Genomic DNA, 25,982 nt, shown 5'->3' with positions numbered 1-25,982 from the left:
CGTCCTACGCCGCCTTCTTCTTCGCGCTGATCAGCTTGCGGTTGATCAGGACTTCCGCGATCTGGATCGCGTTCAGCGCGGCGCCCTTGCGCAGATTGTCCGACACGCACCAGAGCACGAGACCGTTCTCCACCGTCGCGTCCTCGCGGATGCGGCTGATATAGGTGGCGTCCTCGCCGGCCGCTTCATAGGGCGTGGCGTAGCCACCGGGCTCCTGCTTGTCGATGACGAGGCAGCCGGGCGCCTTGCGCAGGATCTCGCGGGCTTCGTCTGCGCTGATCGGATTCTCGAACTCGATGTTGACGGCCTCGGAATGGCCGACGAACACCGGCACGCGCACGCAGGTCGCGGAGAGCTTGATCTTGGGATCAAGGATCTTCTTGGTCTCCGCCATCATCTTCCACTCTTCCTTGGTGTAGCCGTCCTCCATGAAGACGTCGATGTGGGGGATGACGTTGAAGGCGATGCGAGTCGGGAACTTCTTGTTGACCAGCTCGCTGTTGGTATAGACGGCCTTGGTCTGCGAGAACAATTCGTCCATCGCATCCTTGCCGGCGCCCGAGACCGATTGATAGGTCGAGACCACGACGCGCTTGATCGTCGCCTTGTCGTGCAGCGGCTTCAGCGCGACCACGAGCTGCGCGGTCGAGCAGTTCGGGTTGGCGATGATGTTCTTCTTCCTGAAGCCGGCGGTCGCGTCCGCGTTCACCTCCGGCACGATCAGCGGCACGTCCGGATCCATGCGCCAGGCCGAGGAATTGTCGATCACGACCGTGCCGGCGGCGCCGATCTTCGGCGACCATTCCTTCGACACCTCGCCGCCCGCCGACATCAGGCAGATGTCGACGTCGGAGAAGTCGTAATGCTCGAGCGCTTTGCACTTCAGGGTGCGGTCGCCATAGGAGACCTCGACGCCGACGCTGCGGCGCGACGCCAGCGCCACGACCTCGTCCGCGGGGAATTTGCGCTCATCGAGGATGTTGAGCATTTCCCGTCCGACATTGCCGGTCGCGCCGACGACTGCGACTTTGTAACCCATCGTTCACTCTCCGATGAAAAAGCCCGTTCCTGAAGCTGACGCTTAAACAGGAAGAGCAGCGCTTCTATGCGAGAACCAGCCTCAAGACAACGTTCGACCATGCCTGAAGGCCGTGGATGCAGTCGCCTGAGGCCAGCACGGCCGTTAGCCCTACCCAGATCCATCTGGCGCTCGCCAATTTCGCTGACGAGGTCGTCGGCACGCTGGCCCGCCTGTTCGCTTATGTGGGGACGCTCGCTTTGTTTGCCATCCTCGGCCTTGCCGGGCTCGGCCAGCTGCCAAGCCTGCGCGGCGATGCGCCTGCGGAGAGGCCGGGCTGGGCCACGGCCTCCCGCTCGCATCCGGCCTTCGCCGTCAGCCGAGGCGATTCACAAGATAAAACAGCATCTTACATCATCCTCAGGCACCCCGAGGGCGGCCGCCGCGACGTGATGCGCTGGGCCGGCGAGGCGGACACGCCTACGGCCGAGCTCGAGATTTACCGAGAAGGCGGCGAATTCGACCTGGCGCGTCCGGCGACCGCGGATCTGGCCGCCCGCATGGGCCTCGGCGCGGATGCCCCGCTGGAGCAGGCCGGCCTGATCGACACGAAATTCGGCGCCGTCGCCCTGTTCCGGCCAACCGGCACGGCGAAGGGGACACAGCCTTGCCTCGGTTATCTCAAGCGCAGTGAAGAGCCGGCGCTCCAGATCTCCGGCTTCTCCTGCCAGGGCGACACGCTCCCGGCCCAGCGCGCGGCGATCGCCTGCACGCTGAACCGGCTGACGCAGCTCGCCTCCGGCAACGAGCCGAAGCTCGCGGAATTGTTCGCCCATGCCGAGCTGAAGCGCCGCGACTGCGACGGTGCCAGCTCGTCAGACTGGCTGCTCGGCGCGGCGAACGCGCAATTGCGCGGGGCGCTTTGACCGGCACTCAAGCCCAAGTGGCTGGTTTGCATGAAACTTTTGCCGGCGGGCACGATTATTCCGGACTGGTGTGACTGAATAGACCTAGTTGCGACCACCCCGACCGGGCTAGGATGGGGCGAAATCGACTGGCGGCCTGCCGCCTGAAGGGGACGTGATGAGCTCGAATTTCTCTGCCGCGAACAAACTGGCGACATTGCTTGCGGCAGGCGCCGTGGTTGCGATGGCCTTCGCTGCGCCGGCTTCGGCCGACACCAAGACCAAGCAGCGCTATGACGATCGCGGCCGGCCGGTTTACGGCCCGAGCGGCCCCAACGCCGTCTACCAGCAGGGCCGCACGCGTATCTATGTCAGCAAGCGCTCCTGGCTCGACGGCGGCACCGAGGTCAATCCGGGCGACCGCAAATTCACCGACTACGCCTTCCCGCCGGCCGTGGGTTATCCGTCCTTTGCCCGCGAAAACCTCAACCGCCCGATCGATCGCCAGCCGCTGGCGACGCCGGCCGATGTCGGCGGCTATCCGCAGAATTTCCCGCTGTACTGAGCGGACCGAACTTCCGAACCAAAAGGCCGGGCTCACCGCCCGGCCTTTTTGTTTTACCTGTTGGCCGCGGGATCGTAGCGCCTGCAGAAGTCTTCGATTGCCTCGGAGCGGAAATCGCCGAGGCGCTCGAAGATGAGCTCATCCGGCCAGTCCCACCAGGCGATGCGGCGCAGGCTTTGCGCGACCGAATCGTCGAAGCGCTTGCGGATCGGACGCGCGGGAACGCCGCCGACGATGGTGTAGGGCTCGACATCGCGGCTGACGACCGCGCCGGCGGCGATCACCGCGCCGTCACCGACGTTCACGCCCGGCAGCAGGATCGCGGCGTGGCCGATCCAGACATCGTTGCCGACGATGACGCGGTCGCCGCGACGCTCCGCAAAGAAGTCGCGATCGCGCGTCGCATTCGCCTCGTAATATTCCGGCACGTAGGTGAAGCGATGCTGCGACGGGCGGCCCATCGGATGGTTCGGCGCGCCGATCCGGACGGAGTTGGCGATGGCGGTGAATTTTCCGATTTCGGCATCGGCGACGTCGCAGTTCTCGCCGAGATAGGAATAGTCGCCGAGCGAGGCATATTCGATGCGCGTGTTGGCGAGGACTTCGCAGCGCCGCCCGATCTGCGCCTCGCGCCGGCGCACCGTTTCATGGATGATGGTTTCCGCGATCTTGGGGCGGGGCGGGGTGGCCATGAGGCGGGCTCCTGAGATTTCGTAGGGTGGGTTAGCCCTGCGACTGCGCGAAGCGCAGTTCGCACGGCGTAACCCACCACTTTGGTTTCCGCGGAGACAGAAGAGGTGGGTTACGCCAAGCGGTCTGCGCTTCGCGCAGTCCGCTTGGCTAACCCACCCTACGAGTGCGGTGCCCGCCTTACGCGTGCAGCTTCTGCAATTCCTTCAAAATCGCTTCGCCCATCTGCGTGGTCGAGGCGGCCGTGGTGCCCTCCGACTTGATGTCGGCGGTGCGCAGGCCGCTGGCCAGCACCGCGGCGATCGCGGCATCGACCTTGTCGGCGAGATCGCCCATGTCGAAGGAATAGCGCAGCGCCATGCCGAACGACGAGATCATCGCGATCGGGTTGGCGAGGCCCTTGCCGGCAATGTCGGGCGCCGAGCCGTGCACCGGCTCGTACAGCGCCTTGCGCTTCTTGCTCTTGACGTCGACCTCGCCGAGCGAGGCCGAGGGCAGCATGCCGAGCGAACCGGTCAGCATCGCCGCGATGTCGGACAGCATGTCGCCGAACAGATTGTCGGTGACGATGACGTCGAACTGCTTCGGCCATTTCACCAGCATCATGCCGCCGGAATCGGCGAGCTGATGCTCGAGCGTGACGTCAGGATATTCGCGCTTGTGAACCTGGGTGACGACCTCGTTCCAGAGCACGCCGGACTTCATGACGTTGCGCTTCTCCATCGACGTCACCTTGTTCTTGCGCTTCTTCGCAAGGTCGAAGGCTACGCGGGCGATGCGCTCGATCTCATAGGTGTCGTAGACCTGGGTATCGATGGCGCGCTTCTGGCCGTTGCCGAGATCGGTGATGGTCTTGGGCTCGCCGAAATAGACGCCGCCGGTGAGCTCGCGCACGATGACGATGTCGAGGCCCTCGACCGCCTCACGCTTCAGGCTCGAGGCGTCCGCCAGCGCCGGATAGCACACGGCCGGGCGGAGGTTGGCGAACAGGCCGAGATCCTTGCGCAGCCGGAGGAGGCCGGCTTCGGGGCGCACCTCGTAGGGAACGGCATCCCATTTCGGACCGCCGACCGCGCCGAAGATGATGGCGTCGGCCGCCAGCGCCTTGGCCATGTCGCCCTCGGAGATCGACACCTTGTGGGCGTCATAGGCCGAGCCGCCGACGAGGCCGCTGTCGGTCTCGAACTTAGCGATGCCCGCGGAATTCAGCCAGTCGATCAGCCGCTTCACCTCGCCCATCACCTCCGGACCGATGCCGTCGCCGGGGAGAAGCAGCAATTTATGGGTCGCCATGGTCGTTTCCTCTGAGATCGAATTCGGCCGGAGTGCTAGAGCGGCCTTGCGCGCTTGGCAAGACACCATTGCTGCGCCGCGGCTGTGCAAGGCTGGCAGGGCCTGCCACAATCGCCGTGCCGGAGTACCCCTGTTGCACGCCCCAGACCGAACCCTTCCCGACGCGCATCCCGCGCGGCTGATCCTGATCCTGTCGCTGGCGGCGACGGTCGGGCTCGGCATCGGCCGCTTTGCCTATGCGCTGGTGCTGCCGGACATGCGGGAGGCGCTGAACTGGTCCTACTCGGCGGCCGGTTTCATGAACACCATCAATGCCGTCGGTTATCTCGCGGGCGCGCTTGCGGCGTCCCGGCTGATCCGGCGCGTCGGCTGGTCGGCGGCGATCCGCGGCGGAACCCTGGCCTGCCTGGCTGCGCTTGCGACCTGCGCGCTGACCGGCAATTTCGTCGCGCTGAGCCTGGCACGGCTGATCCTCGGCATCGGTGCTGCGGCCGGCTTCGTCGCCGGCGGCGCGCTGGCGGCAAACATCGCGCAGTCGCATCCCGAGCGGGCCAATTTCCTGCTCAGCCTGTACTATGCCGGCCCCGGTGTCGGCATTCTCGCCTCGGGACTTATTGCCCCGTTCACGCTGCAATGGTTCGGACCCGGCTCGTGGTGGATCGTGTGGTGGGCGCTGACACTGCTCTCGGCGGTGATGACCGTGCCGCTGTTCCTGATCCGGATCGAGAGCGGCGCGCGCTTTGCGGAAGCGAGCCGCGCGTCATTCGCCATTCCACCCGTCTTGATCTACCTCGCCGCCTACTTCCTGTTCGGCGCCGGCTACATCGCCTACATGACCTTCATGATCGCCTATGTGCGCGACGGCGGCGGCGATGCCACCGCACAGGCCGCGTTCTGGGGCCTGATCGGCGTCAGCGCCTTCGTCACGCCCTGGGTCTGGCGCCGCGTGCTCGCGCTCGACCGCGGCGGGCTTGCGACCGCCATCATTCTCGGCACCAACGCGATCGGCGCCGGCCTGCCGATGCTCGGGCATTCGACGGCATGGCTTGCGGTCTCGGCCGTCGTGTTCGGCGTCGCCTTCTTTGCCGTGGTCAACTCCACCACCGCCTTCGTCCGCTTCAACTATCCGCACGAGGAATGGCCGACCGCGATCGCGGCGATGACGGTGTCGTTCGGCGTCGGCCAGACGCTCGGGCCGATCGTCGTCGGCGCGATCACCGATGCGCTGGGGAGCCTGAATTACGCGCTGAATGTGTCGGCGGCGCTGCTGGCGCTCGGGGCGGTGGCGGCGTTGTGCCAGCGCAAGGTGGGGCCGAAGGCGGCGAGTGGCGAATAGCGAGTGGCGAATTGAGCGCGGATAGGCTGCGCTGCCTCCCTACTCGCTACTCCCTATTCGCTATTCGCCCTCTCAGCTCCCGCTGAACGAATTGTACCCCTGGTCTTCCCAATAGCCGCCCTTGTAGTCGTTGGTGACTTCCATCGAGACCACGTATTTCGGGTTCTTGAAGCCGAGTTTCGTCGGCACGCGGATCTTCATTGGAAAGCCGTAAGCGCGGGGCAAGATCTCGTTGCCGAATTTGAACGTCATCTGGGTTTGCGGATGCAGCGCGGTGCGCATGTCCAAGGGCGAGTTGTAGCCGTCCTTGTCGGCGCACTGGAACCAGACATATTTCGCGCGCGTGTCGGCGCCGATCAGCTTGAGGAAGTCGCGCAGCGGCGTGCCGGTCCAGCTGCCGATCGCGCTCCAGCCTTCGACGCAGATATGACGGGTGATCTGCGTGAACTGCGGCAGCTTGGTGAGCTCTGGCAATGTCCACGATTTCTTGTTGTCGACGAGGCCGCGCACCTCGAGCTTCCAGGCCTCGCCGTCGACCTCCGGCGCGTCGTCGAGCTCGTAATAGGCGTTGAACGGGAACGGCTTTGTGATCGCGCTCTCGGGGAAGGTCGGCGCCAGCGCGTCGGGATTGAAGATGTAGGCCTGCACCGCGTCGTTGAACTTCGAGATTTTCGCCAGCAGCGCATCGGCTGAGGAGGAATCGACCACGTCGCAGCCGGTGAGCAATGTCAGCGCGCCGAGGCTCGCGCCGCCCGCGATGAAGCGGCGGCGGGTGAGATCGGGCATCGTCTTCAGCGAGTCCTTGATCAGCAGCCGCTTGTCGACGCCGGGGATCAGGAATGAACGTTTTGCCATGACACCTCTCCCTCAGCGACCGATGATCATCGCGCGCAGGCTCTTCGGCACCAGCAGCGCGAGCAGAACGTGAACGACGAGGAAGGCGCAGATCGCGGCCATGCAGAAGAAATGCACGTAGCGCGCGGTCGGATAGTCGCCGAACAGCATCACCAGCCAATGCAGCTGCACCGGCTTCCACATCGACAGGCCCGACAACACGATCAGCACGCCGACCAGTATGATGCCGGCATAGAGCGTGCGCTGCACGTAATTGTAGACGCTGAGATCGTCATGACTGAGCTTGAAGGTCAGCGCCGCCTTGACGTCGTGGATCACGCCCGCCGGCGTGATCGGCAGCAGCTTCCTGGCGAAGCGGCCGGTGGCGAAACCGGTGATGAGATAAGCGAGGCCGTTAACCATCAGCAGCCACATCGCGGCAAAGTGCCAGAGCAGCGCGCCGCCGAGCCAGCCACCGAGCGTGACGTCGTGGGAGAAGCGGAAATCGAACAGCGGTGAGGCGTTGTAGATCTGCCAGCCCGACATGATCATCAGGATCATGGCCACCGCATTGGTCCAGTGCATCAGGCGGACCCAGATCGGCTGGATCACTTTGGCGCGCGTGGTCCCGACCTGATCGTCGGTTACGGTGAGGCTCGACATGATGGTTCCGTGCTGGTTTCGTGTGTCAGCAGATTATACGCCGGTCATTCCGCTTTCGTTACGCCCTGGCTGCGATTGAATCGATGCCGGCGGGCTATGATAGTCACAATCAAGCGAGCCGGGTGCCCCCGGCTCGCCTTACCACAAAACCCTGTCAGGGGGACTAAACAGGGCTGCGCGGGGTTACGTCGCCGGCATCAGCACGGTGTCGACCACATGGATGACGCCGTTGGACTGGTTGACATTGGAGATGGTCACCATCGAGGTGCCGCCCTTGGCGTCGACGATCCAGGTCTTGCCGTCCTGCTTCTTCACGGTGAGCTCCTCGCCCTCGACGGTCTTGAGCTTCTTGCCGTCGGTGAGGTCGGAGGCCTCGAGCTTGCCGGCCACGACATGGTAGGTGAGGATCTTGGTCAGGGTCGCCTTGTTCTCGGGCTTGACCAGATTGTCGACGGTGCCGGCCGGCAGCTTGCCGAAGGCGGCGTTGGTCGGCGCGAACACCGTGAACGGGCCCTTGCCTTCCAGCGTCGGCACCAGGCCAGCCGCCTTCACCGCCGCCACCAGCGTGGTGTGGTCCTTCGAATTGACCGCGTTCTGGACGATGTTCTTCGACGGGAACATCGCGGCGCCGCCGACCATGACGGTCTTTTCCTCGGCACGGGCCGGCGCGACCACGGTCGCGGTGATGGCCAGCGCGCTGAAGGCAGCGGCAGTGAGATAGGCAATGCGCTTCGACATGGAGAAACTCCCGATTGAATGGTGACCGGCACTCGCCGGCGTTTGCGTTGGGGCAACAACGGCAGCTGCGACAGTTTGACGTGAAGCAGTAGCGCGTCGTTGGCCGAACTACGGGAGGGTTTGAGAAACGGTTTCGGAGAATAATTTATCGTGATGCTTGAAACTAAGGGACGGCGTGTTCGTGTGGTGCGCGAACCCGTCACACACTCCGCTGTCGTCCCGGACAAGCGCAGCGCAGATCCGGGACCCATAACCACAGGGAGTGGTTTGGCGAAGACTCGGAATTACCACTCTCGCGCGACAATTTCTCCCTGTGGTTATGGGTCCCGGGCTCGCGACTTCGTCGCGCCCCGGGACGACGACAGAGATTGCGGCGCGCGCTACTCCATCCTCAATCCCTGCTCAGCGGCGTCTGGATGAAGCCGCGATTATGCGTCGGGCTGATCAGGAGCTCGTTGATGCAGACGCGCGGTGGCATGCTGGCGATGAACGCGATGGTGCGGCCGAGATCCTCGGATTGCAGCATCTTCGCCTGCTCTTCCTCGCTCGGCACCACCGGGCGCAGCTTCAGGATCGGCGTCGCCACCTCGCCCGGCATCAGGCAGCAGGCGCGCAGGCCGTTGACGCATTCGTCCATGTTGAAGGAATGAGTCAGCGCCAGCACCGCATGTTTGGTGGTGGTGTAGGCCGGGCCCGGCATCTTCGAGACGTGGCGGCCGGCCCAGGACGAGACGTTGATGATCGAGCCATCCTTTTGCTTGCGCATCGTCGGCAGCACCGCGCGCATGCAATAGAGCACGCCGTTGAGATTGACCTGGACGAGCTGGTCCCAGCCGTCCAGTTCCATGTCCTTCCAGCTGCGCTTCGGGACATTGATGCCGGCATTGTTGACCAGGAGATCGATCCGGCCGTGCCTGGCGACGATCTGATCGGCCGCCTTCTGGGCCGCGTCGGCGTTCGCCACATCCAGCGCGATGGCCTCGGCCATCCCGGCCGCCTTGGTGATCTTCGCCACCACGACATCCAGGGCATCCTTGCGGCGGCCAGAGATCACCACCGTCCAGCCGTCGGCCGCGAGCGCCTCGGCGCCGGCCTCGCCGATCCCGCTGCCACCGCCGGTGACCCAGGCCACGCGTTTCCCGTTTTTGGTCATGCAAACTGTCTCCGTTGCTTCATTGGGGCGGTTTTTGCTAATCCAGCCCTCGGTTTTGACCGGCCTTGTCTGACGAGCCTTGCGGTCGAGGAAATCTTGCATGAACCAAGCTGCCAACGCCAATCTGTTTTCCCGCCTGTTCGATAGCCTGGACGACCCAAAGCGCCTCGCGATCGAAACGCATGACGGCGCCCATATCAGCTATGGCGATCTGATCGCGCGGGCCGGGCAAATGGCGAATGTGCTGGTCGCGCGTGGCGTGAAGCCCGGCGACCGCGTGGCGGTGCAGGTCGAGAAATCCGTCGCCAATATCGTGCTGTATCTGGCGACCGTGCGGGCCGGCGCGGTCTATCTGCCGCTCAACACCGCCTATACGCTGAACGAGCTCGACTACTTCATCGACGACGCCGAGCCGACGCTGGTGGTTTGCGATCCCTCCAAGGCCGAGGGTCTCGCCCCGATCGCGGCCAAAGCAAGTGCCAAGGTCGAAACGCTCGGACCGGACGGCAAGGGCTCGCTGACGGACGCCGCCGGCAAGGCGAGCCGCGAATTCGCGACCGTCGCCCGTGCAAACGACGATCTCGCCGCGATCCTCTACACGTCGGGCACCACCGGCCGTTCCAAGGGCGCGATGCTGACCCACGACAATCTCGCGTCGAACTCGCTCTCGCTCGTCGGCTACTGGCGCTTCACCGACAAGGACGTGCTGATCCACGCGCTGCCGATCTACCATACCCACGGCCTGTTCGTGGCGACCAACGTAACGCTGTTCGCCCGCGCCTCGATGATCTTCCTGCCGAAGCTCGACCCGGATCTGATCATCAAGCTGATGGCACGCGCCACCGTGCTGATGGGTGTGCCGACGTTCTACACGCGGCTGCTGCAAAATCCCGCGCTGTCGCGCGAGACCACCAAGCACATGCGCCTGTTCGTCTCGGGCTCGGCACCTTTGCTGGCCGAAACCCATCGCGAATGGTCCGCGCGCACCGGGCATGCCGTGCTCGAGCGCTACGGCATGACCGAGACCAACATGAACACGTCGAACCCCTATGACGGCGAGCGCGTACCCGGCGCGGTCGGCTTTCCGCTGCCCGGCGTGTCCGTCCGTGTCACCGATCCCGAGACCGGCAAGGAGCTGCCGCGCGACGAAATCGGCATGATCGAGGTCAAGGGCCCGAACGTGTTCAAGGGCTATTGGCGCATGCCGGAGAAGACCAAGGCCGAATTCCGGCCCGACGGCTTCTTCATCACCGGCGATCTCGGTAAGATCGACGGCAAGGGCTACGTCCACATCCTCGGCCGCGGCAAGGATCTGGTGATCTCCGGCGGCTTCAACGTCTACCCGAAGGAAATCGAGAGCGAGATCGACGCCATGCCGGGCGTGATCGAATCCGCCGTAATCGGCGTGCCGCATGCCGATTTCGGTGAGGGCGTCACGGCGGTTCTCGTTTGCAACAAGGGCGCCGATGTCAGCGAAGCCTCGGTGCTGAAGGCGCTCGACGGCCGGCTCGCCAAATTCAAGATGCCAAAGCGCGTCTTCGTCGTCGACGAGCTGCCGCGCAACACCATGGGCAAGGTGCAGAAGAACGTGCTGCGGGATGCGTACAAGGATATCTTCGCGAAGAAGTGAGGGGGCATCGCTCTCTCGACGCGTCATTGCGAGGAGCCCTTGCGACCAAGCAATCCAGACTGCCGCCGTGGAAAGATTCCGGATTGCTACGCTGCGCTCGCAATGACGGAGGTTGTGGCGGCTACTGTCCGCTCAACAGGCTCATCACAAACCTGCTGCCGACGATAAACAGATAGCAGCCGAACGCGACCTCCAGCGTCCGTTTCGACATCGCATGCGCGGCTCTCACGCCGAGCGGCGCAGTGACGAGGCTCATCGGCATCACCAGCACGGCGCCGATCAGCGAGACATAACCGAGCGCGAACGGGACTTGCAGCGCCGTGACGCTCGGATAGGTCGCTGCCGCCGGCCAGCCAGCAAAGATGTAGCCGAGCGCACCGGGAATCGAGATCAGCACCGCGAGCGCCGACGATGTCGCGACCGCCTGATGGATCGGCCGGCCGTAGAACGTCATCAGCAGGTTCGAGAACAAGCCGCCGCCGATGCCCATCAGCGTCGACAAAATGCCGACGCAGAAGCCATAGACGCGCATCAACGGGCCCTTGGGCAGATCGTCGCCGAGCTTCCAGGTCTCGCGCGCGAAGATCAGGCGGGCTGCCGCTGAATAGGCGACGCAAACAAACACGATCTTGAACAGCCGCTCCGGCGCGTAGCGCGCGACCACGCTGCCGGTGACGACGCCGATCATGATCGGCAGCCACCAGACGCGCAGGATCGACATGTCGACGGCGCCGCGCTTGTAATGCGCCTGGAACGAACGGATCGACGTCGGGATGATCACCGCAAGCGAGGTGCCGATGCAGAGCGGCATCCGCACCTCCAGCGGCACGCCGGCGATGCGGAAGCATTCATAGAACACCGGCACGAGAATCGCACCGCCGCCGATGCCGAACACGCCCGCGAGAAAGCCCGACAGTGCGCCGACTGCGATCAGCAGCAGCGCGAGCTCCACGAGCTCGGAGATATCGAGGCCAGCCATCAGCACGCTCGGGATCCGATTTGCGTTTGCCCGCGCTACATAGACCCTTCCGTATTGCGTGACTATGAGCGATGTTGGCGACGGTAGCTTGCGGGATATGGAAGGATGGCCGTGGACCAGCTCGCAGCGATGGCGACCTTTGTGCGGGCGGTGGATGCCGGCAGCCTGTCCGCAGCGGCGCGGGCGCTGCCGAGCTCGCTGACATCGGTCAGCCGGCAGATTTCAGCCCTCGAGCAGCATTTCGGTACCCGATTGCTGGTGCGGACCACGCGGCAACTCGCGCTCACCGAAGACGGACGCGTTCTCTACGAACGCGCCAGATCGATCCTCGGCGAGTTGCGGGAGATCGAGGAAGCGCTGGCGGGAAGCCGCCGCGAACCGTCGGGGCGCCTGCGCGTCAGTGCGCCGACATTGATGGGACGCCTGCTGATTGCGCCGCTGCTCGGCGATTTCCTGCGCGCCTGTCCGTCGCTCGCCGTCGATCTGCTGCTGGTCGACCGCAACGTCGACCTGATCGAGGAGGACGTGCACCTGGCGCTCCGCGTCGGACGCGTTCCCGACTCGCAGCTCGTGGCGCGAAAGCTTGCGGAAGTGCAGATGATCCATTGCGCCTCGCCCGACTATCTCGCGCGCCGCGGTGAGCCGCAGACCCCGTCCGATCTGGCACAGCATGATTGCCTGGTGTTTTCCGACGCGCCCGGCATGGCGACGTGGCGATTTGGCCGCGCCGAGGGTCCGCGCGTCCGCGTCGCGGGACGTCTGTGGGTCAACAGCCTCGATGCCCTCGCCACCGCCGCGGAAGCCGGCGCCGGCATCGTGCGTGTGCCGTCTTGGCAGGTGGAAAGGCAGCTTGGCGAAGGACGTTTGCGGCGTCTCCTGCGCGAGCACGAGCCGGCTCCAGCGCCGCTCCACGCGCTCTATCAGCCGTCGCGCCTGGGCTCGGCGAAGATTCGCGCCTTCATCGACTTCCTGATCGAACGATGGCGCGTAAGCGATCCGCTCAGCCGTTGATTCTCGCAGCGTCTCCGTCGGCGGGGTGGAATGCAGGACATGCATATCCGCGACCAAAGCGATCCCGACCGGCAAATGGCCATCCGAGACATCTCGACGGGGTCAAATGCGTGGCCTCAATGGGCGTGAACTGACTAGTTCGCTTAGAGGCGTTCCAATAGTAATTTCAACGCGCCTCGGCTGCCCCAAAGAAATGAATTAATGTTCTTTTATTAGCTGGCGGACCGTCGCGCTGGTATACCACGGCCCTGATTGGGCTTTCTCATCAAGGCCGTAGCGCTGAACGACGGTTCGATTTATGGCGATTTGGTGATTGCGCAGGCCAAATCGACTCCGTAAATAGAGCCCACCTTTCGCGATCCCCGCGCGCCCCAAGCTGGGCCGCCATACAACATCAAAGCCCATGACCGCACGGATCGAACGACCGCTTTCACCACACATGCAAGTCTACCGCTGGACGCTGACGATGGCGCTGTCCATCGTCCACCGTGCCACCGGTATCGCCCTTTATGTTGGAACCCTGCTGCTGGTCTGGTGGCTGGTCGCAGCCGCCTCCGGCCCCGCCGCCTACGCCAACGTCCAGGCCTTCACCGGCAGCATCATCGGGCGCCTGATCGTGTTCGGCTACACCTGGGCGCTGATGCACCATATGTTGAGCGGCATCCGGCACTTCGTCTGGGACCTCGGCTACGGCTTCAAGGCCAATGAGCGCGAGGCCCTGACCTGGGGCGCGCTGATCGGCGGCATCGTGCTGACGGTGCTGATCTGGATCATCGCCTACATGATCGGAGGTGGACGATGAGCGCAACCGACTTGCCGAAGCGCAGCATGCGCACCCCGCTCGGCCGCGTCCGCAATCTTGGCGCGGCCCATTCCGGCACGTCCGATTTCTGGCGTCAGCGCATCACCGCCGTCGCGATGACCCTGCTGATGATCCCGGCACTGGTGATCGTCATGATCCTGCTCGGCCGCAACCAGGTCGGCGCTGCGCAGATCCTCTCTTCGCTGCCCGTCGCCGTGATCCTGCTGCTGTTCATCTTCGCCTGCGCCTGGCACATGAAGATCGGCATGCAGGTCGTGATCGAGGACTACGTCCATAACGAGAAGCTGAAGCTCGTCTCGATCATGCTCAACAATTTCTTCGCGATCGCCGTGGCACTCGCCTCGACCTATGCGATCCTGAAGCTTTCATCCGGAGTGTAAGCCATGGCCACCGGAACATCGGCCGCCGAGACGAATGGCAAGGGCAACGGCGCTCCCGCCACCAATGGAAAAGCCTATCCGATCGAAGACCACACCTATGACGTCGTCGTTGTCGGCGCCGGCGGCGCCGGCCTGCGCGCCGTGGTCGGTTGCAGCGAGGCTGGCCTGCGCACCGCCTGCATCACAAAAGTGTTTCCGACCCGTTCTCACACGGTGGCGGCGCAGGGTGGCATCTCGGCTTCGCTCGGCAACATGCACAAGGATGACTGGCGCTGGCACATGTACGACACCGTGAAGGGGTCGGACTGGCTCGGCGATCAGGACGCGATCGAATACATGGTGCGCAACGCGCCCGAGGCGGTCTACGAGCTCGAACATTGGGGCGTGCCGTTCTCGCGTACCGAGGACGGCAAGATCTACCAGCGCCCGTTCGGCGGCATGACCACCGAGTTCGGCAAGAGCCAGGCGCAGCGTACCTGCGCCGCCGCCGATCGCACCGGCCACGCCATGCTGCACACGATGTACGGCCAGTCGCTGCGCCACGCGGCCGAGTTCTTCATCGAGTTCTTCGCCATCGACCTGATCATGGACGACCAGGGCACCTGCCGCGGCGTCATCGCGCTCAAGCTCGACGACGGCACGCTGCATCGCTTCCGCGCCCAGACCGTGATTCTGGCCACTGGCGGCTACGGCCGCGCCTATGCCTCCTGCACCTCGGCCCACACCTGCACCGGTGACGGCGGCGGCATGGTGCTGCGCGCCGGCCTGCCGATGCAGGACATGGAGTTCGTGCAGTTCCACCCGACCGGCATCTACGGCTCGGGCTGTCTCGTCACCGAAGGCGCGCGCGGCGAGGGCGGCTATCTCGTCAACTCCGAGGGCGAGCGTTTCATGGAGCGCTACGCGCCTTCCGCAAAGGATCTGGCCTCGCGCGACGTCGTCTCGCGCGCGATGACCATCGAGATCCGCGAAGGCCGCGGCGTCGGCAAGAAGAAGGATCACATCTTCCTTCATCTCGACCATCTCGATCCCGCGGTGCTCGCCGAGCGGCTGCCGGGCATCTCCGAATCCGCCAAGATCTTCGCCAATGTCGACGTGACGCGCGAGCCGATCCCGATCGTGCCGACCGTGCACTACAACATGGGCGGCATCCCGACGAACTATCACGGCGAAGTGCTGACCAAGAAGGACGGCGACGACAACGCCATCATTCCAGGCCTGATGGCGATCGGCGAAGCCGCCTGCGTCTCCGTGCACGGCGCCAACCGCCTCGGCTCCAACTCGCTGATCGACCTCGTCGTGTTCGGCCGCGCCGCGGCGCTGCGTCTCGCCGAGAAGCTGACGCCGAACGCCAGTCAGCCCGAGCTGCCGGCGAACTCGTCCGAGCTCGCGCTCGGCCGCCTCGACCATTACCGCTACGCCTCGGGCGGCACGCCGACCGCGAAGCTGCGCGAAGGCATGCAGCACGTGATGCAGAACAATTGCGCGGTGTTCCGCACCGGCGAAGTCTTGAGCGAAGGCCAGAACCTGATCGAGAAGGTCCACAGCGGCATCACCGACATCGCCGTGTCCGACCGCTCGCTGGTGTGGAATTCCGACCTGATCGAGACGCTCGAGTTCGACAATCTGATCTCGCAGGCGGTGGTGACGATGGATTCCGCCGCCAACCGCACCGAGAGCCGCGGTGCGCATGCCCGCGAGGATTTCTCGGCGCGCGACGACAAGAACTGGATGAAGCACACGCTGGCCTGGCTCGATGACAACGGCAAGGTCAAGATCGAGTACCGCCCGGTTCACGACTACACCATGACCAACGACGTGCAGTACATCCCGCCCAAAGCGCGCGTGTATTGATCGAACAGCGAAGGCCTGAATCGAATGGTTGAATTCGCACTTCCGAAGAACTCCAAGATCACCGGCGGCAAGACCTGGCCGAAGCCCGCGGGCGCGACCGAGCTTCGCGAATTCCGCGTCTATCGCTGGAATCCGGACGACGGCAAGAATCCGAGCGTCGACACCTATTACGTCGACACCCATGATTGCGGCCCGATGGTGCTGGACGGCCTGATCTGGATCAAGAACCACATCGATCCGTCGCTGACCTTCCGCCGCTCCTGCCGCGAAGGCGTCTGCGGCTCCTGCGCCATGAACATCGACGGCCAGAACACGCTCGCCTGCACCCGCTCGATGCACGACGTCAAGGACGGCGCGGTGAAGATCAATCCACTGCCGCACCAGCCGGTGGTGAAGGACCTCGTCCCCGACCTCACCAACTTCTATGCGCAGTATGCCTCGGTCGAACCCTGGCTGAAGACGACCTCGCCGACGCCGCAGAAGGAATGGCGCCAGAGCCACGAGGACCGCGAGAAGCTCGACGGCCTCTACGAGTGCATTCTCTGCGCCTGCTGCTCGACCTCGTGCCCGAGCTATTGGTGGAACAGCGACCGCTATCTCGGTCCCGCCGCCCTGCTCCAGGCCAACCGCTGGGTCTCGGACTCCCGTGATGAAGCCACCGGCGAACGGCTCGACGATCTCGAGGACCCGTTCCGGCTCTATCGCTGCCACACCATCATGAACTGCGCCAAGGCCTGCCCGAAGGGCCTCAACCCGGCCGAAGCCATCGCCGAGCTCAAGCTCAAGATGGTCGAGCGGCAGGTCTAGGCGCCATTCATGCTTCGACCCCCGGCCCGAACGGCCGGGGCATTCTACAACTGGCTTCAATTTCAGTAGAATTTATCTAGCTTGCCGCTCACGCGCGATCTGACATATTGCAACCTCCGGTTCCGCGCATAAGCCGCTTCCTTCCCGGCGCGAAATTCTAGTAAGCTTTCCGGCGGGGGACCGGAGCGACCGTGCAGGGCGCACAACGCAACTCGCTGAGACTGTTGCAGTGGATGATGGCTGCATCCCTGGCGCTGCCAATTGCGCTGTTCGCCATCGCCGCCACGATCTCCTATACCTCGACGCTGGACATTGCCGATCGCGAGATCGAGCGCACGCTCGACGTCGCGCATGAGCATGCGCTCAAGGTGTTCGAGACCATCGACCGCAGCCTCGCCGAGCTCAACGAGGTCGTGCGCGGCCTGCCCGACGAGGTCATCCGGGCGCGCGAACCTGTGCTGCACCAGCGCCTGAAGCAGCTCGCCGATTCGCTACCGCAGCTCAAATCCGCCTGGATCTTCGATGCGAACGGAAAATCGCTGGTCAACAGCCTCGCCTCGCCGCCGCCGGATCAGAGTTTTGCGGACCGTGACTATTTCTATGCCCATGTCGACCAGAGCATCGGCACCTTCATCGGCGCCTCGCTGACGCCGCGCCCGCCCTATCAGGGTGCGCGCTTCTTCGGCGTGAGCCGCCGCCGCTCCTCCGACGACGGCAGCTTCATCGGCGTGATTCAGGCGTCGGTCCTGCCGGAATATTTCGAGAGCTTTTACGCCAGGATCGGGTCCGATCCCGGCAGCTTCTTCGCGATGGGACGCGCCGACGGCGTGGTGATCGCGCATTTCCCGCGGCTCGATCGCGATTTCCAGCTCGACCCAGGCGGACCGGTCGGCCAGAAAATCGCGGCCAGTCCCGAGCACGGCCTGATGACGATCGCCTGGCCGTCGGACGGGATCGAGCGGCGCATCGGCTACAGGCGCATCGCCGAGTATCCGATCTATGTCAGCGCGGGGCTGGAGACCTCCGCCATCCGCGCACGCTGGCTCGGCACCATCGGCCAGCATCTGGTGTTCGGCATTCCCGCGACCGCGCTGCTGTTTCTGCTGCTCGCCTTCGCCTTCCGGCGCACCCAGCATCTCCAGCTCGAAGCTGCCAAGCGGCGCGAGGCCGAGGAGGCGCTCAAGCACAGCCAGCGCCTGGAGGCGCTGGGCCAGCTCACCGGCGGCGTCGCGCACGACTTCAACAACCTCCTCACCGTGATCCGCGCCTCCGTCGATTTGTTGAACCGGCCGCAACTGAGCGAGGAGCGGCGCCAGCGCTATATCACTGCGATTGCGGACGCGGTCGCGCGCGCCGCCAAATTGACGTCGCAGCTCCTGGCCTTCGCGCGCCGGCAACCCCTGAAGCCGGAGGTGTTCAACGTCGGCGAACGGATCCAGTCGCTGCGCGACATGCTCGCCACGCTGCTCGGTCCCGGCATCGAGATCATCATGCGGCTGCCAGCGGAGCCCTGCCTCGTGAATGCCGATGCCGGCCAGTTCGAGACGGCGCTGATCAACATGGCGACCAATGCGCGCGACGCCATGCAGGGCAAGGGCCGGATCAACTTCACGGTGCAGGCTGCGACGAACGTTCCGGAGACGCTGACGCATCTCGCAGGAAGCCATGGTTTCGTCAGCATTACCGTCAGCGACACCGGCGTCGGTATTCCGGCCGCGCGACTTGGACGCATCTTCGAGCCGTTCTTCACCACCAAGCAGGTCGGCGCGGGGACCGGTCTCGGCCTGTCGCAGGTGTTCGGGTTCGCCCGTCAGTCCGGCGGCGAGGTGACGGTCGAAAGCGCGGTCGGGCAGGGCAGCACCTTCGCGCTCTATCTGCCGCGCGTGCCGGCAGATCTGCTGCCGCAGCGGCAGGCGCCAAACACCGCACCGGCGGTCGCCGGCAGCGGCATGTCGGTGCTGGTGGTCGAGGACAATATCGAGCTCGGCAATTTCGCCGCCGACGGCCTGACCGAGCTCGGCTACAGCATCACGCTCGTCGACAACGCCACCGACGCGTTCGCCGAGCTGACCGTGGATGCGGATCGCTTCGATGTCGTGTTCTCGGACGTGGTGATGCCGGGCATGACCGGGCTCGATCTCGCACAGGCGATCCGCGATCGCAGCATCGGCGTGCCGGTCGTGCTGACCACGGGCTACAGCCAGGCCCTGGCGCAACAGGGGAGCCTCGGCTGCGACCTCGTGCAAAAGCCCTACTCCATCGAGGAGCTCTCGCGCGTCCTGCATCGCGCCGCGCGGCCGCGGCGCGTGCGCGACGGCGCTGCGGAATAGGCCGGTCACGTAGCCCGGATCGAGCGGAAGCGTAATCCGGGAAAGTCTACCACCTGCGGACACAAACCCGGATTTCGCCGCGCTCCATCCGGACTACAGATCTCTCGTGAAGATTGGAGTCCCCGGCAAAAACCGGCTATGCATGCGCCGCTTGCAACGAGGATCGCCTGCTTGACGCCCGACAACGCCCCTTCGTCCGCGCCGTTCGGCGCGTTTGCGCCGAATGCGGCGCAGGCTGCGGTCATTCGCCTGACACAAGGCTCGCGGCTGAAGCGCGGCGCGTTCCGGCCCTGGATGTCGCGGCTGGTCAATCTGATGCGCGGCGGCCCGGTCGACGTGCAGTATCAGGGCGCCTCGTTCCGCTTCTATCACCAGGGCAGTGCGACCGAGCGCGGCGCGTTGTTCAATCCGGATTACAATCTCGACGAGCTCGACTTCCTGCGCCAGCACACGCCGGCCGGCGGCGTCTTCGTCGACGTCGGCGCCAATGTCGGCACGTTTGCGCTGGTGATGGCGCGCCAGGTCGGGTCCGCCGGCAAGGTGGTTGCGATCGAGCCGCATCCGATGACCTTTGGACGGCTGTCCTTCAACCACGCGGCATCGAAAGCGACGCAGGTGCGCCTGGTGCAGGCCGCCGCCGGCGACAGCGACGGCGAATTGATGATCGAGAGCGGCGGCGGCAATCTCGGCGCCACCCATGTCGTCACCGGCACGGCCAGCACTGATGCGATCAAGGTGCCGTCGTTGCGGCTGACGCGCATTCTCGACGAGGCCGGCATTGCCAACGTCGATTCGCTCAAGATCGACGTTGAAGGCTTTGAGGATCGCGTGCTGATCGGCTTCTTCCGCGATGCGCCGCAATCGCTGTGGCCGCGTGCAGTCGTGATCGAGCATCTGTCACAAAACGAATGGCGGGATGATTGTATTGCTGACATGGTCGCGCGCGGCTTTGCGATCGCGCGCAAGACGCGGAGCAATACGTTCCTGTCGCGGATTTCTGGATCGGCGGCGAAGGCGCGATGAACAAGCCGGTGCATGTTGCGATTGCGGCAAAAGACCGCGCCACGGTGGATGCGTTCTACAAGGCGGCGATGGCAGCCGGCGGCCGCGACAACGGGCCGCCCGGCATCCGCCCGCATTATCATCCGAACGACTACGGCGCCTTCGTGCTCGATCCCGATGGACACAACATCGAAGCCGTCTGCCATGCGCCCGAATAGGACGTCGCGACGCGGAACATCGACGCGGCATCATCGTTGTCGTTCTCCAGACAATTGATCTCGATGATGCCGAATGCCGATCGAACCGCCCGAGATACCGCCGGCAACACCGGGGACCCCCACCGAGCCGCCGCCCGGCATTCCGCCGGGCAATCCGCAGCCCGACATCGCGCCACCGGTGCGCGAGCCCGGTTCGCCACCACGGCCCGATGAATTGCCGGGCCATACGCCTGAAGAGATTCCGTCGCGCGGTCCGAGCGGACCGCTCACGCCGAATCCCGCAACGGATGCGATTTCCGCTGTGGGATCGCGGATATCGCAGACGAAGCGAATGATCCCATGTGAGGCGATTGCAACCTGCGTCTGAATGCGCAATGAACGTTGCCGTCGTGACGTGATTTGCGTGCAGAAATATATCGGGCCGCAGCCTCTTTGCCCGCCACAATGCGGCCCAACGCGTAGCTGTTCATCACTAGACTTCGTTGAACCAAGACTTCGTTGAACCAAGACTTAGCTGAACCACCACTTCGTCAAACCGCGACTTCGTCAAAGAACCTTCCGGGGAAGTTCACCATCATGACCAACCTTCGTTTCGTGCTGCTTGCCACGACGGCTCTGACCGCGATGCAATTCGCAAGCTCCGCATCGCATGCGCAAAACGCGCCGCCGCTCGTGGTCGCGCAGGCCCAGCCAGAGACAGGCCCTGACGGAAAACCGAAGCAGCCTCCGAAGGAAGCGCCGAAGGGGCCGCCGCCCGCCGCGCGCCCGGCAGCGCCGCCTCCGCCGCCGCCTGCGGCTCCCAAGCCACCGACCGCTCCGCCACCGGCGGCTGCACCACCGCATCCGCCTGCTGCCCCCCCGCCGGCTGCTGCGCCGGCACGTCCGACGCCGCCGCCTCCACCGCCGCCGCCGGCGACGCATCAGACACCTCCGCCGCCTCCGCCCCCACCGGCCGCCGCACCCAAGGCACCCACGCCGCCGCCGGCTGCGGCTCCGCAGCAGCACGCGCCGACACCACCGCCCCCGCCACCTGCGGCACCGGCGCGTCCGGCCACCACGCCAACACCTCCGCCGCCCGCCACGCCGCCTTCGGCGGCCCCTGCCGCACGGCCCCTCCCAACGGCGACGCCAGCGCCGACAGCAACGCCCGCTCCGACGCCCGCAGCGCCGGCAGCTCGGCCGGCGACGCCTCCCGCCCCGACAACCACGCCCGCGCCGTCCGCAACGCCGGCGCCCGGCTCAACGCCGCCAGGACGTCCCGGCGGTCCGCCGGCAGCGGGATCGCCGGCTCCGGGTGCCGCCCCGGCCCCGACAGCAACGCCGGCTCCCGGCGGTGCGATGACGTCGCCTCCCGGACGCCAGGGTGGAACGCCGCCTGTGGGCGCACCAGCTGCTGGTACGCCGCCTGCGGCACCGCAGGCGGGTGCCCTGCCTCGCCCAGCAGCTCCTCCGCCCGGCGTCGCGGCGCCCTCTGTCGTCCCAGCGACGCCAGCCGCAGCGCCGCCACCCAACAAGGCGCAATACGCGCCGCCGACGGTTGCGCCGGCCTTCCGCGCCGCGCCGACCGTTGCAGCGCCCTTGCCGCCGCCGCCGCGTCCGCAGCAGCGTGACCTGACGCCGCTCGCGATCGGCGCAGGCGTGGTGGCTGGCGCCGTGATCGGCGCCACCATCGCCGACTACCGCAACCAGCGGCAGGAGGTCGTCGAAGGCGGCCGCACCATCTACACCGAGCCGGACCGCATCATCATCCGAGACCCGGGCGGGCAGGAATATGTCCGCGGCAACGATCTCTATCGCTTCCGCTACGGCGCCCGCGACATCCGCACCGAGACCGTCGGCGGCGAAACCCGCACCGTCGTGATCCGTCCCGACGGCAGCGAGGTGATCACCGTGGTCGGTCCGGACGGCTCGCTGCTGCGGCGCATCCGCCGCGACCCCGGCGGGCGCGAGATCATCATCATCGACAACAGCTACCGCGATCCGCGCGCGGTCGGCGGCTTCTATGTCGACGTGCCACCGCCGGTCGTCAGCATTCCCTATGATCGCTACATCGTCGACGCCCAGGAGGCGTCGCCGGACGTGATCTACGAAACCATGGAAGCTCCGCCGGTCCAGCGGATCGAACGGCGCTACTCGCTCGACGAGATCCGCTACTCGCCGAATGTCCGCATGGCGATGCCGAGCATCGACATCAACACGATCAATTTCGAAACGGGATCGTGGACCATCCCGCCGGACCAGGCCGCGCGGCTGCAAGTAATCGCCGACGGCCTCAACCGTGCGATCCAGCGCAACCCGCGCGAGGTGTTCCTGATTGAGGGACACACCGACGCGGTCGGCAACGACGTCGACAATCTGTCGCTGTCGGATCGCCGTGCGCAATCCGCGGCCGAATTGCTGACCCAGCAATTCGGCGTGCCCGCGGAGAACCTGACGTCGCAGGGCTATGGCAGGCAGTACCTCAAGGAGCAGACCGACGGGCCGAGCCGCATCAACCGGCGTGTCACCGTCCGCCGCATCACGCCGCTGCTCAACGGCGGCACGGCCTCGCTGCCGCCCCCCCCGCCCGGCATCACGCCGCCGCGCTGAGGCAGCACCACGAATGCAAAATGGCCGGGAGCGATCCCGGCCGTTGTTTGTTTGAGATCCGTAGCCCGGATGGAGCGGAGCGCAATCCGGGATCTATCTGCTCGGTGAGAATGTCCCGGATTTCGCTTCGCTCCATCCGGGCTACAAGCGCATCAGTCCTTGTCGCTCTCGAGCCGGAAGATCTGCGAGCCTTCGCTGCCTGAGAGAAGACCGGTGTCCGTGTAGAGCTTCAGCTTGGTGCGCGTGTCGGCGATGTCGAGATTGCGCATCGTGAGCTGGCCGATGCGATCCGCCGGCGTGAAGGCGGCATCGTCGACCTTCTCCATGCTGAGCCGCTCCGGCGCATAGGTGAGGTTCGGGCTCTCGGTGTTGAGGATCGAATAGTCGTTGCCGCGGCGCAGCTCCAGCGTGACCTCGCCGGTGACGGCGCGCGCGACCCAGCGCTGCGCGGTCTCGCGCAGCATCAAGGCCTGCGAATCGAACCAGCGGCCCTGATAGAGCAGGCGGCCGAGGCGCATGCCGCTGATGCGGTACTGCTCGATCGTGTCCTCGTTGTGGATGCCGGTAACGAGGCGCTCATAGGCGATGTGCAAGAGCGCCATGCCGGGCGCCTCGTAGATGCCGCGGCTCTTGGCCTCGATGATTCGGTTCTCGATCTGGTCGCTCATGCCGAGGCCATGGCGACCGCCGATCGCATTGGCCTCGAGGAACAGCGCGACGGGATCGCTGAAGGTTTGGCCGTTCAGCGCGACCGGCTGGCCTTCCTCGAAACGCACGACCACCTTCTCGGCCTTGACGTTGCAGTCGTCGCGCCAGAACGGCACGCCCATGATCGGGTTGACGATCTTGATGCCGCTGTCGAGGCTCTCGAGATCCTTCGCCTCATGCGTGGCGCCGAGCAGGTTGCTGTCAGTCGAATATGCCTTCTCGGCGCTCATCTTGTAGGCAAAACCCTGCGCGGTCATGAACGCCGACATCTCGGCGCGGCCGCCGAGCTCGTCGATGAACTGCTGGTCGAGCCAGGGCTTGTAGATCTTCAGGCCCGGATTGGTGAGCAGGCCGTAGCGGTAGAAGCGCTCGATGTCGTTGCCCTTGAAGGTCGAGCCGTCGCCCCAGATGTTGACGCCGTCTTCCTTCATCGCCGCAACCAGCATCGTGCCGGTGACCGCGCGGCCGAGCGGCGTAGTGTTGAAATAGGTGATGCCGCCGGTCGAGATGTGGAAGGCGCCCGACTGGATCGCGGCGATGCCTTCATGCACGAGCTGCATGCGGCAATCGACCAGGCGCGCCTTCTCGGCGCCGAACTCAAGCGCTTTGCGCGGTATCTCGTTGTAGTCGGCCTCATCGGGCTGGCCGAGATTGGCGGTATAGGCGTAGCAGCGCGCGCCCTTCTGCTTCATCCAGAGCAGCGCCGCCGAGGTGTCGAGGCCGCCCGAAAAAGCGATGCCGACTTTCTCACCCTTGGGCAGGCTTTTCAGAATCGTGGTCATGGGGCTTCCAATCGGGTCTCAAGGGGCTGATGAAGGGTGCGGTTTGACCGCGCGAATATCAAATTTCGCAGGCCTCGGCACCCATTTAATGGCTCAAATCGACGCTGCAGGGCCGGTCTTGCCGCCGAACAGGCGCTTGCGGAGCCGATAAGCGGGCATGTTCAGCCGGGTCAGGGCGGCATCGACCGCCGCGTCGGAGAACCGGGTCCGCGACCAGCGGTAAATCAGCGCGTAGGCAAACCAGATCACGACGAAGGTGACGAGCCCGGCGGTCGCGACATCGGTGAAGAAGTGCCCGCCAAAGGCCATGCGGAGCCCGCTGGTCGTGGCGCCGAACACCACCGCCGCAGCATAGGCGAGCGGCCGCCACGCCGGCGGTGCCAGCGCGGCCGGCGCCAGCGTCCAGAACGCCGTCGCGCCTTCGCCCGAGAAGAACGAGCAATTGCGCTCGCAATCGCCGCGCGGGTCCCACCACGCCACGAACTGCTGATCGCCGGCAAACTCGGTCACCACCACCGGCCGCGGTCGGCCCCAATAGGTCTTGAAGGTGAGGTTGGAGAGAATGACGGCCGACAGGATGATCGTCACGAGCAGGAAAACGATCGCGCGGCCCGACACCAGCAAGGGACGATCGGGCCGGACCATCTTGACCACGAGCGCGACAAGCGGGGGCAGCACGAACGCCCAGGAGACCCACATCGCAGCGTCACGCGCGAACCCGGCCCACTCGTTCAGCTTGAGCGGAAACGTCCTGGTCTCGGGATCGAAGAACAGCGCGGCGAGCTTGAGATCGAGCTCGGGATAGAGGCCAAAAACGACGCCGATCACGAGCCACAGCGCCAGGGCGATGAAGAGTCCAGTTCGGTTCATGGCGCGCGGTTTAGCGGAGTGAGGCGGAGATGAAAACCCTGGAATCGGGCGCGGCTGGCGACGCAGGCGACCATGATGTTGTTGAAACGAAATGCTTCAACAACGTCGTCCCGGCGAAGGCCGGGACCCATACCGCGGAATTTATCAATTGCCCGCGGTAGGAGTACCGAACAGCGAATCTTCGCCAAACTCGACCCCGTGGTTATGGGTCCCGGCCCCCCGTGCGCAATTGCGCACTAGGCCGGGACGACACCATCTATGTAGCATGCTGCCTCTCGTCTCAGCGTAACAGCTGCATCACCGCGCATCCGGCCGTGAATTCGATGGCAGCGGCGGGGGCGGCCGGCGTGGCGGCGCCGGGATGCGCCAGACGCCGGCGTTGCGGCCGGCGATCAGCCAGTAGACGAATCCGGCAACGATGCCCGCACCGGTCATGATCTCGAGGTGACGCCGCACGATCCCTTCGAACTGAAACGTGTCGGGATGGAACGGGATGAGGCCGAGATAGCAGGCGAGCCCGACGAGGCCACCGCCGACCGCATAGGCCAGCGCGCTACGGATGTAGAGCGCTTCCGTGATCGCGGCGATCAGCATCGCCGGCACCAGCGCAAAGCCCGAGACGAAGATGAAACCGAAGCCGAGCAGGACGTCGATCGTGCCTTGATCGACGGGGCCGGCGCCGAGATCGGAGAACTCGGGAAACAGCAGCGCGCCGACCACGATCATGCCGCCGACGAAGCAGGCGGCGAGGAAGCCGATGAAGATGACGATGAGGCGGCCGATCAGGGACATGACACTGTCCTC

At 65.2% G+C, this 25,982-nt stretch carries 24 protein-coding genes and 1 pseudogene; 14 read left to right on the top strand and 11 right to left on the bottom strand.

The window, feature by feature from the left end:
- Positions 1–4 precede the first annotated feature (4 nt).
- Complete coding sequence (locus IC761_RS01675; RefSeq protein WP_195801588.1) at positions 5–1,039, bottom strand: aspartate-semialdehyde dehydrogenase; 1,035 nt, start codon at positions 1,037–1,039, stop codon at positions 5–7.
- Positions 1,040–1,155: 116 nt separating this feature from the next.
- Here IC761_RS01675 and IC761_RS01670 point away from each other — a divergent pair, with 116 nt between their 5' ends.
- Positions 1,156–1,944, top strand: coding sequence for a hypothetical protein (locus IC761_RS01670; protein ID WP_195801587.1), 789 nt, complete (start codon positions 1,156–1,158; stop codon positions 1,942–1,944).
- A 157-nt stretch (positions 1,945–2,101) separates the two neighbouring features.
- Positions 2,102–2,488 (top strand): hypothetical protein, encoded by a 387-nt coding sequence (locus IC761_RS01665; RefSeq protein ID WP_195801586.1) that lies wholly within the window; start codon positions 2,102–2,104, stop codon positions 2,486–2,488.
- Between the two features lie 53 nt (positions 2,489–2,541).
- Here IC761_RS01665 and IC761_RS01660 read toward each other — a convergent pair whose 3' ends face one another.
- Positions 2,542–3,180 (bottom strand): DapH/DapD/GlmU-related protein, encoded by a 639-nt coding sequence (locus IC761_RS01660; RefSeq protein ID WP_195801585.1) that lies wholly within the window; start codon positions 3,178–3,180, stop codon positions 2,542–2,544.
- Positions 3,181–3,358: 178 nt separating this feature from the next.
- The gene (gene leuB / locus IC761_RS01655; RefSeq protein WP_195801584.1) at positions 3,359–4,471 is read right to left on the bottom strand and encodes a 3-isopropylmalate dehydrogenase; all 1,113 of its coding nucleotides are present in this window, start codon (positions 4,469–4,471) and stop codon (positions 3,359–3,361) included.
- A 133-nt stretch (positions 4,472–4,604) separates the two neighbouring features.
- Here leuB and IC761_RS01650 point away from each other — a divergent pair, with 133 nt between their 5' ends.
- Positions 4,605–5,807 (top strand): YbfB/YjiJ family MFS transporter, encoded by a 1,203-nt coding sequence (locus tag IC761_RS01650; protein ID WP_195801583.1) that lies wholly within the window; start codon positions 4,605–4,607, stop codon positions 5,805–5,807.
- A 72-nt stretch (positions 5,808–5,879) separates the two neighbouring features.
- On the opposite strand, the gene IC761_RS01645 is transcribed toward IC761_RS01650, so the two are convergent.
- From IC761_RS01645 to IC761_RS01630, 4 genes are all read right to left on the bottom strand, one after another.
- Complete coding sequence (locus IC761_RS01645; protein ID WP_195801582.1) at positions 5,880–6,662, bottom strand: molybdopterin-binding protein; 783 nt, start codon at positions 6,660–6,662, stop codon at positions 5,880–5,882.
- Between the two features lie 12 nt (positions 6,663–6,674).
- Positions 6,675–7,304: a cytochrome b/b6 domain-containing protein gene (locus tag IC761_RS01640; RefSeq protein WP_195801581.1), complete on the bottom strand. Its 630-nt coding sequence runs from the start codon at positions 7,302–7,304 to the stop codon at positions 6,675–6,677.
- A gap of 183 nt (positions 7,305–7,487) precedes the next feature.
- Positions 7,488–8,042, bottom strand: a complete 555-nt coding sequence (locus tag IC761_RS01635) for a fasciclin domain-containing protein (protein WP_195801580.1) — start codon at positions 8,040–8,042, stop codon at positions 7,488–7,490.
- A gap of 391 nt (positions 8,043–8,433) precedes the next feature.
- Complete coding sequence (locus tag IC761_RS01630) at positions 8,434–9,195, bottom strand: SDR family oxidoreductase (protein ID WP_195801579.1); 762 nt, start codon at positions 9,193–9,195, stop codon at positions 8,434–8,436.
- 100 nt (positions 9,196–9,295) lie between these two features.
- Between IC761_RS01630 and IC761_RS01625 the strand changes: the two genes are divergently transcribed.
- Positions 9,296–10,825 carry a malonate--CoA ligase gene (locus tag IC761_RS01625; RefSeq protein ID WP_195801578.1) on the top strand — a complete coding sequence of 510 codons (1,530 nt, stop codon included), beginning with the start codon at positions 9,296–9,298 and terminating at the stop codon, positions 10,823–10,825.
- A 121-nt stretch (positions 10,826–10,946) separates the two neighbouring features.
- Here the strand turns inward: IC761_RS01625 and IC761_RS01620 are convergent, their stop codons facing one another.
- A complete protein-coding gene (locus tag IC761_RS01620) occupies positions 10,947–11,807 on the bottom strand; it encodes a sulfite exporter TauE/SafE family protein (RefSeq protein ID WP_195804517.1) in 861 nt (286 codons plus the stop codon).
- Positions 11,808–11,909: 102 nt separating this feature from the next.
- Here IC761_RS01620 and IC761_RS01615 point away from each other — a divergent pair, with 102 nt between their 5' ends.
- From IC761_RS01615 to IC761_RS01570, 10 genes and pseudogenes are all read left to right on the top strand, one after another.
- The gene (locus IC761_RS01615) at positions 11,910–12,815 is read left to right on the top strand and encodes a LysR family transcriptional regulator (protein WP_210338509.1); all 906 of its coding nucleotides are present in this window, start codon (positions 11,910–11,912) and stop codon (positions 12,813–12,815) included.
- 403 nt (positions 12,816–13,218) lie between these two features.
- Positions 13,219–13,617, top strand: a complete 399-nt coding sequence (gene sdhC, locus IC761_RS01610; protein ID WP_195801577.1) for a succinate dehydrogenase, cytochrome b556 subunit — start codon at positions 13,219–13,221, stop codon at positions 13,615–13,617.
- Positions 13,614–14,018 (top strand): succinate dehydrogenase, hydrophobic membrane anchor protein, encoded by a 405-nt coding sequence (gene sdhD / locus IC761_RS01605; RefSeq protein WP_195801576.1) that lies wholly within the window; start codon positions 13,614–13,616, stop codon positions 14,016–14,018. Before sdhC ends, sdhD begins: the two co-directional genes overlap by 4 nt.
- Before the next feature lie 3 nt (positions 14,019–14,021).
- Positions 14,022–15,872, top strand: a complete 1,851-nt coding sequence (gene sdhA, locus IC761_RS01600) for a succinate dehydrogenase flavoprotein subunit (protein WP_195801575.1) — start codon at positions 14,022–14,024, stop codon at positions 15,870–15,872.
- A gap of 24 nt (positions 15,873–15,896) precedes the next feature.
- Positions 15,897–16,679 carry a succinate dehydrogenase iron-sulfur subunit gene (locus IC761_RS01595; RefSeq protein ID WP_195801574.1) on the top strand — a complete coding sequence of 261 codons (783 nt, stop codon included), beginning with the start codon at positions 15,897–15,899 and terminating at the stop codon, positions 16,677–16,679.
- A gap of 191 nt (positions 16,680–16,870) precedes the next feature.
- A complete protein-coding gene (locus IC761_RS01590; RefSeq protein WP_195801573.1) occupies positions 16,871–19,009 on the top strand; it encodes a hybrid sensor histidine kinase/response regulator family protein in 2,139 nt (712 codons plus the stop codon).
- A 171-nt stretch (positions 19,010–19,180) separates the two neighbouring features.
- On the top strand, positions 19,181–20,032 hold the full coding sequence (locus tag IC761_RS01585) for an FkbM family methyltransferase (protein ID WP_195801572.1): 852 nt from the start codon (positions 19,181–19,183) through the stop codon (positions 20,030–20,032).
- Positions 20,002–20,229, top strand: a pseudogene (locus IC761_RS01580) (VOC family protein); the annotation flags it as partial. The gene IC761_RS01585 and the pseudogene IC761_RS01580, both read left to right, overlap by 31 nt.
- A gap of 73 nt (positions 20,230–20,302) precedes the next feature.
- A complete protein-coding gene (locus tag IC761_RS35775; RefSeq protein WP_246791422.1) occupies positions 20,303–20,596 on the top strand; it encodes a hypothetical protein in 294 nt (97 codons plus the stop codon).
- Positions 20,597–20,805: 209 nt separating this feature from the next.
- The gene (locus IC761_RS01570) at positions 20,806–22,818 is read left to right on the top strand and encodes an OmpA family protein (RefSeq protein WP_195801570.1); all 2,013 of its coding nucleotides are present in this window, start codon (positions 20,806–20,808) and stop codon (positions 22,816–22,818) included.
- Positions 22,819–22,970: 152 nt separating this feature from the next.
- On the opposite strand, the gene argG is transcribed toward IC761_RS01570, so the two are convergent.
- The 3 genes from argG to IC761_RS01555 form a co-directional block, all read right to left on the bottom strand.
- Positions 22,971–24,308 (bottom strand): argininosuccinate synthase, encoded by a 1,338-nt coding sequence (argG, locus tag IC761_RS01565; protein WP_195801569.1) that lies wholly within the window; start codon positions 24,306–24,308, stop codon positions 22,971–22,973.
- A 93-nt stretch (positions 24,309–24,401) separates the two neighbouring features.
- Complete coding sequence (locus IC761_RS01560; RefSeq protein WP_195801568.1) at positions 24,402–25,178, bottom strand: phosphatase PAP2 family protein; 777 nt, start codon at positions 25,176–25,178, stop codon at positions 24,402–24,404.
- A 297-nt stretch (positions 25,179–25,475) separates the two neighbouring features.
- Positions 25,476–25,970 carry a hypothetical protein gene (locus IC761_RS01555; RefSeq protein ID WP_195801567.1) on the bottom strand — a complete coding sequence of 165 codons (495 nt, stop codon included), beginning with the start codon at positions 25,968–25,970 and terminating at the stop codon, positions 25,476–25,478.
- Between the last annotated feature and the right edge of the window lie 12 nt (positions 25,971–25,982).

It is taken from the genome of Bradyrhizobium commune, from assembly GCF_015624505.1.
GTDB lineage: Bacteria > Pseudomonadota > Alphaproteobacteria > Rhizobiales > Xanthobacteraceae > Bradyrhizobium > Bradyrhizobium commune.
This window is presented reverse-complemented; position numbering and strand designations above follow the sequence as displayed.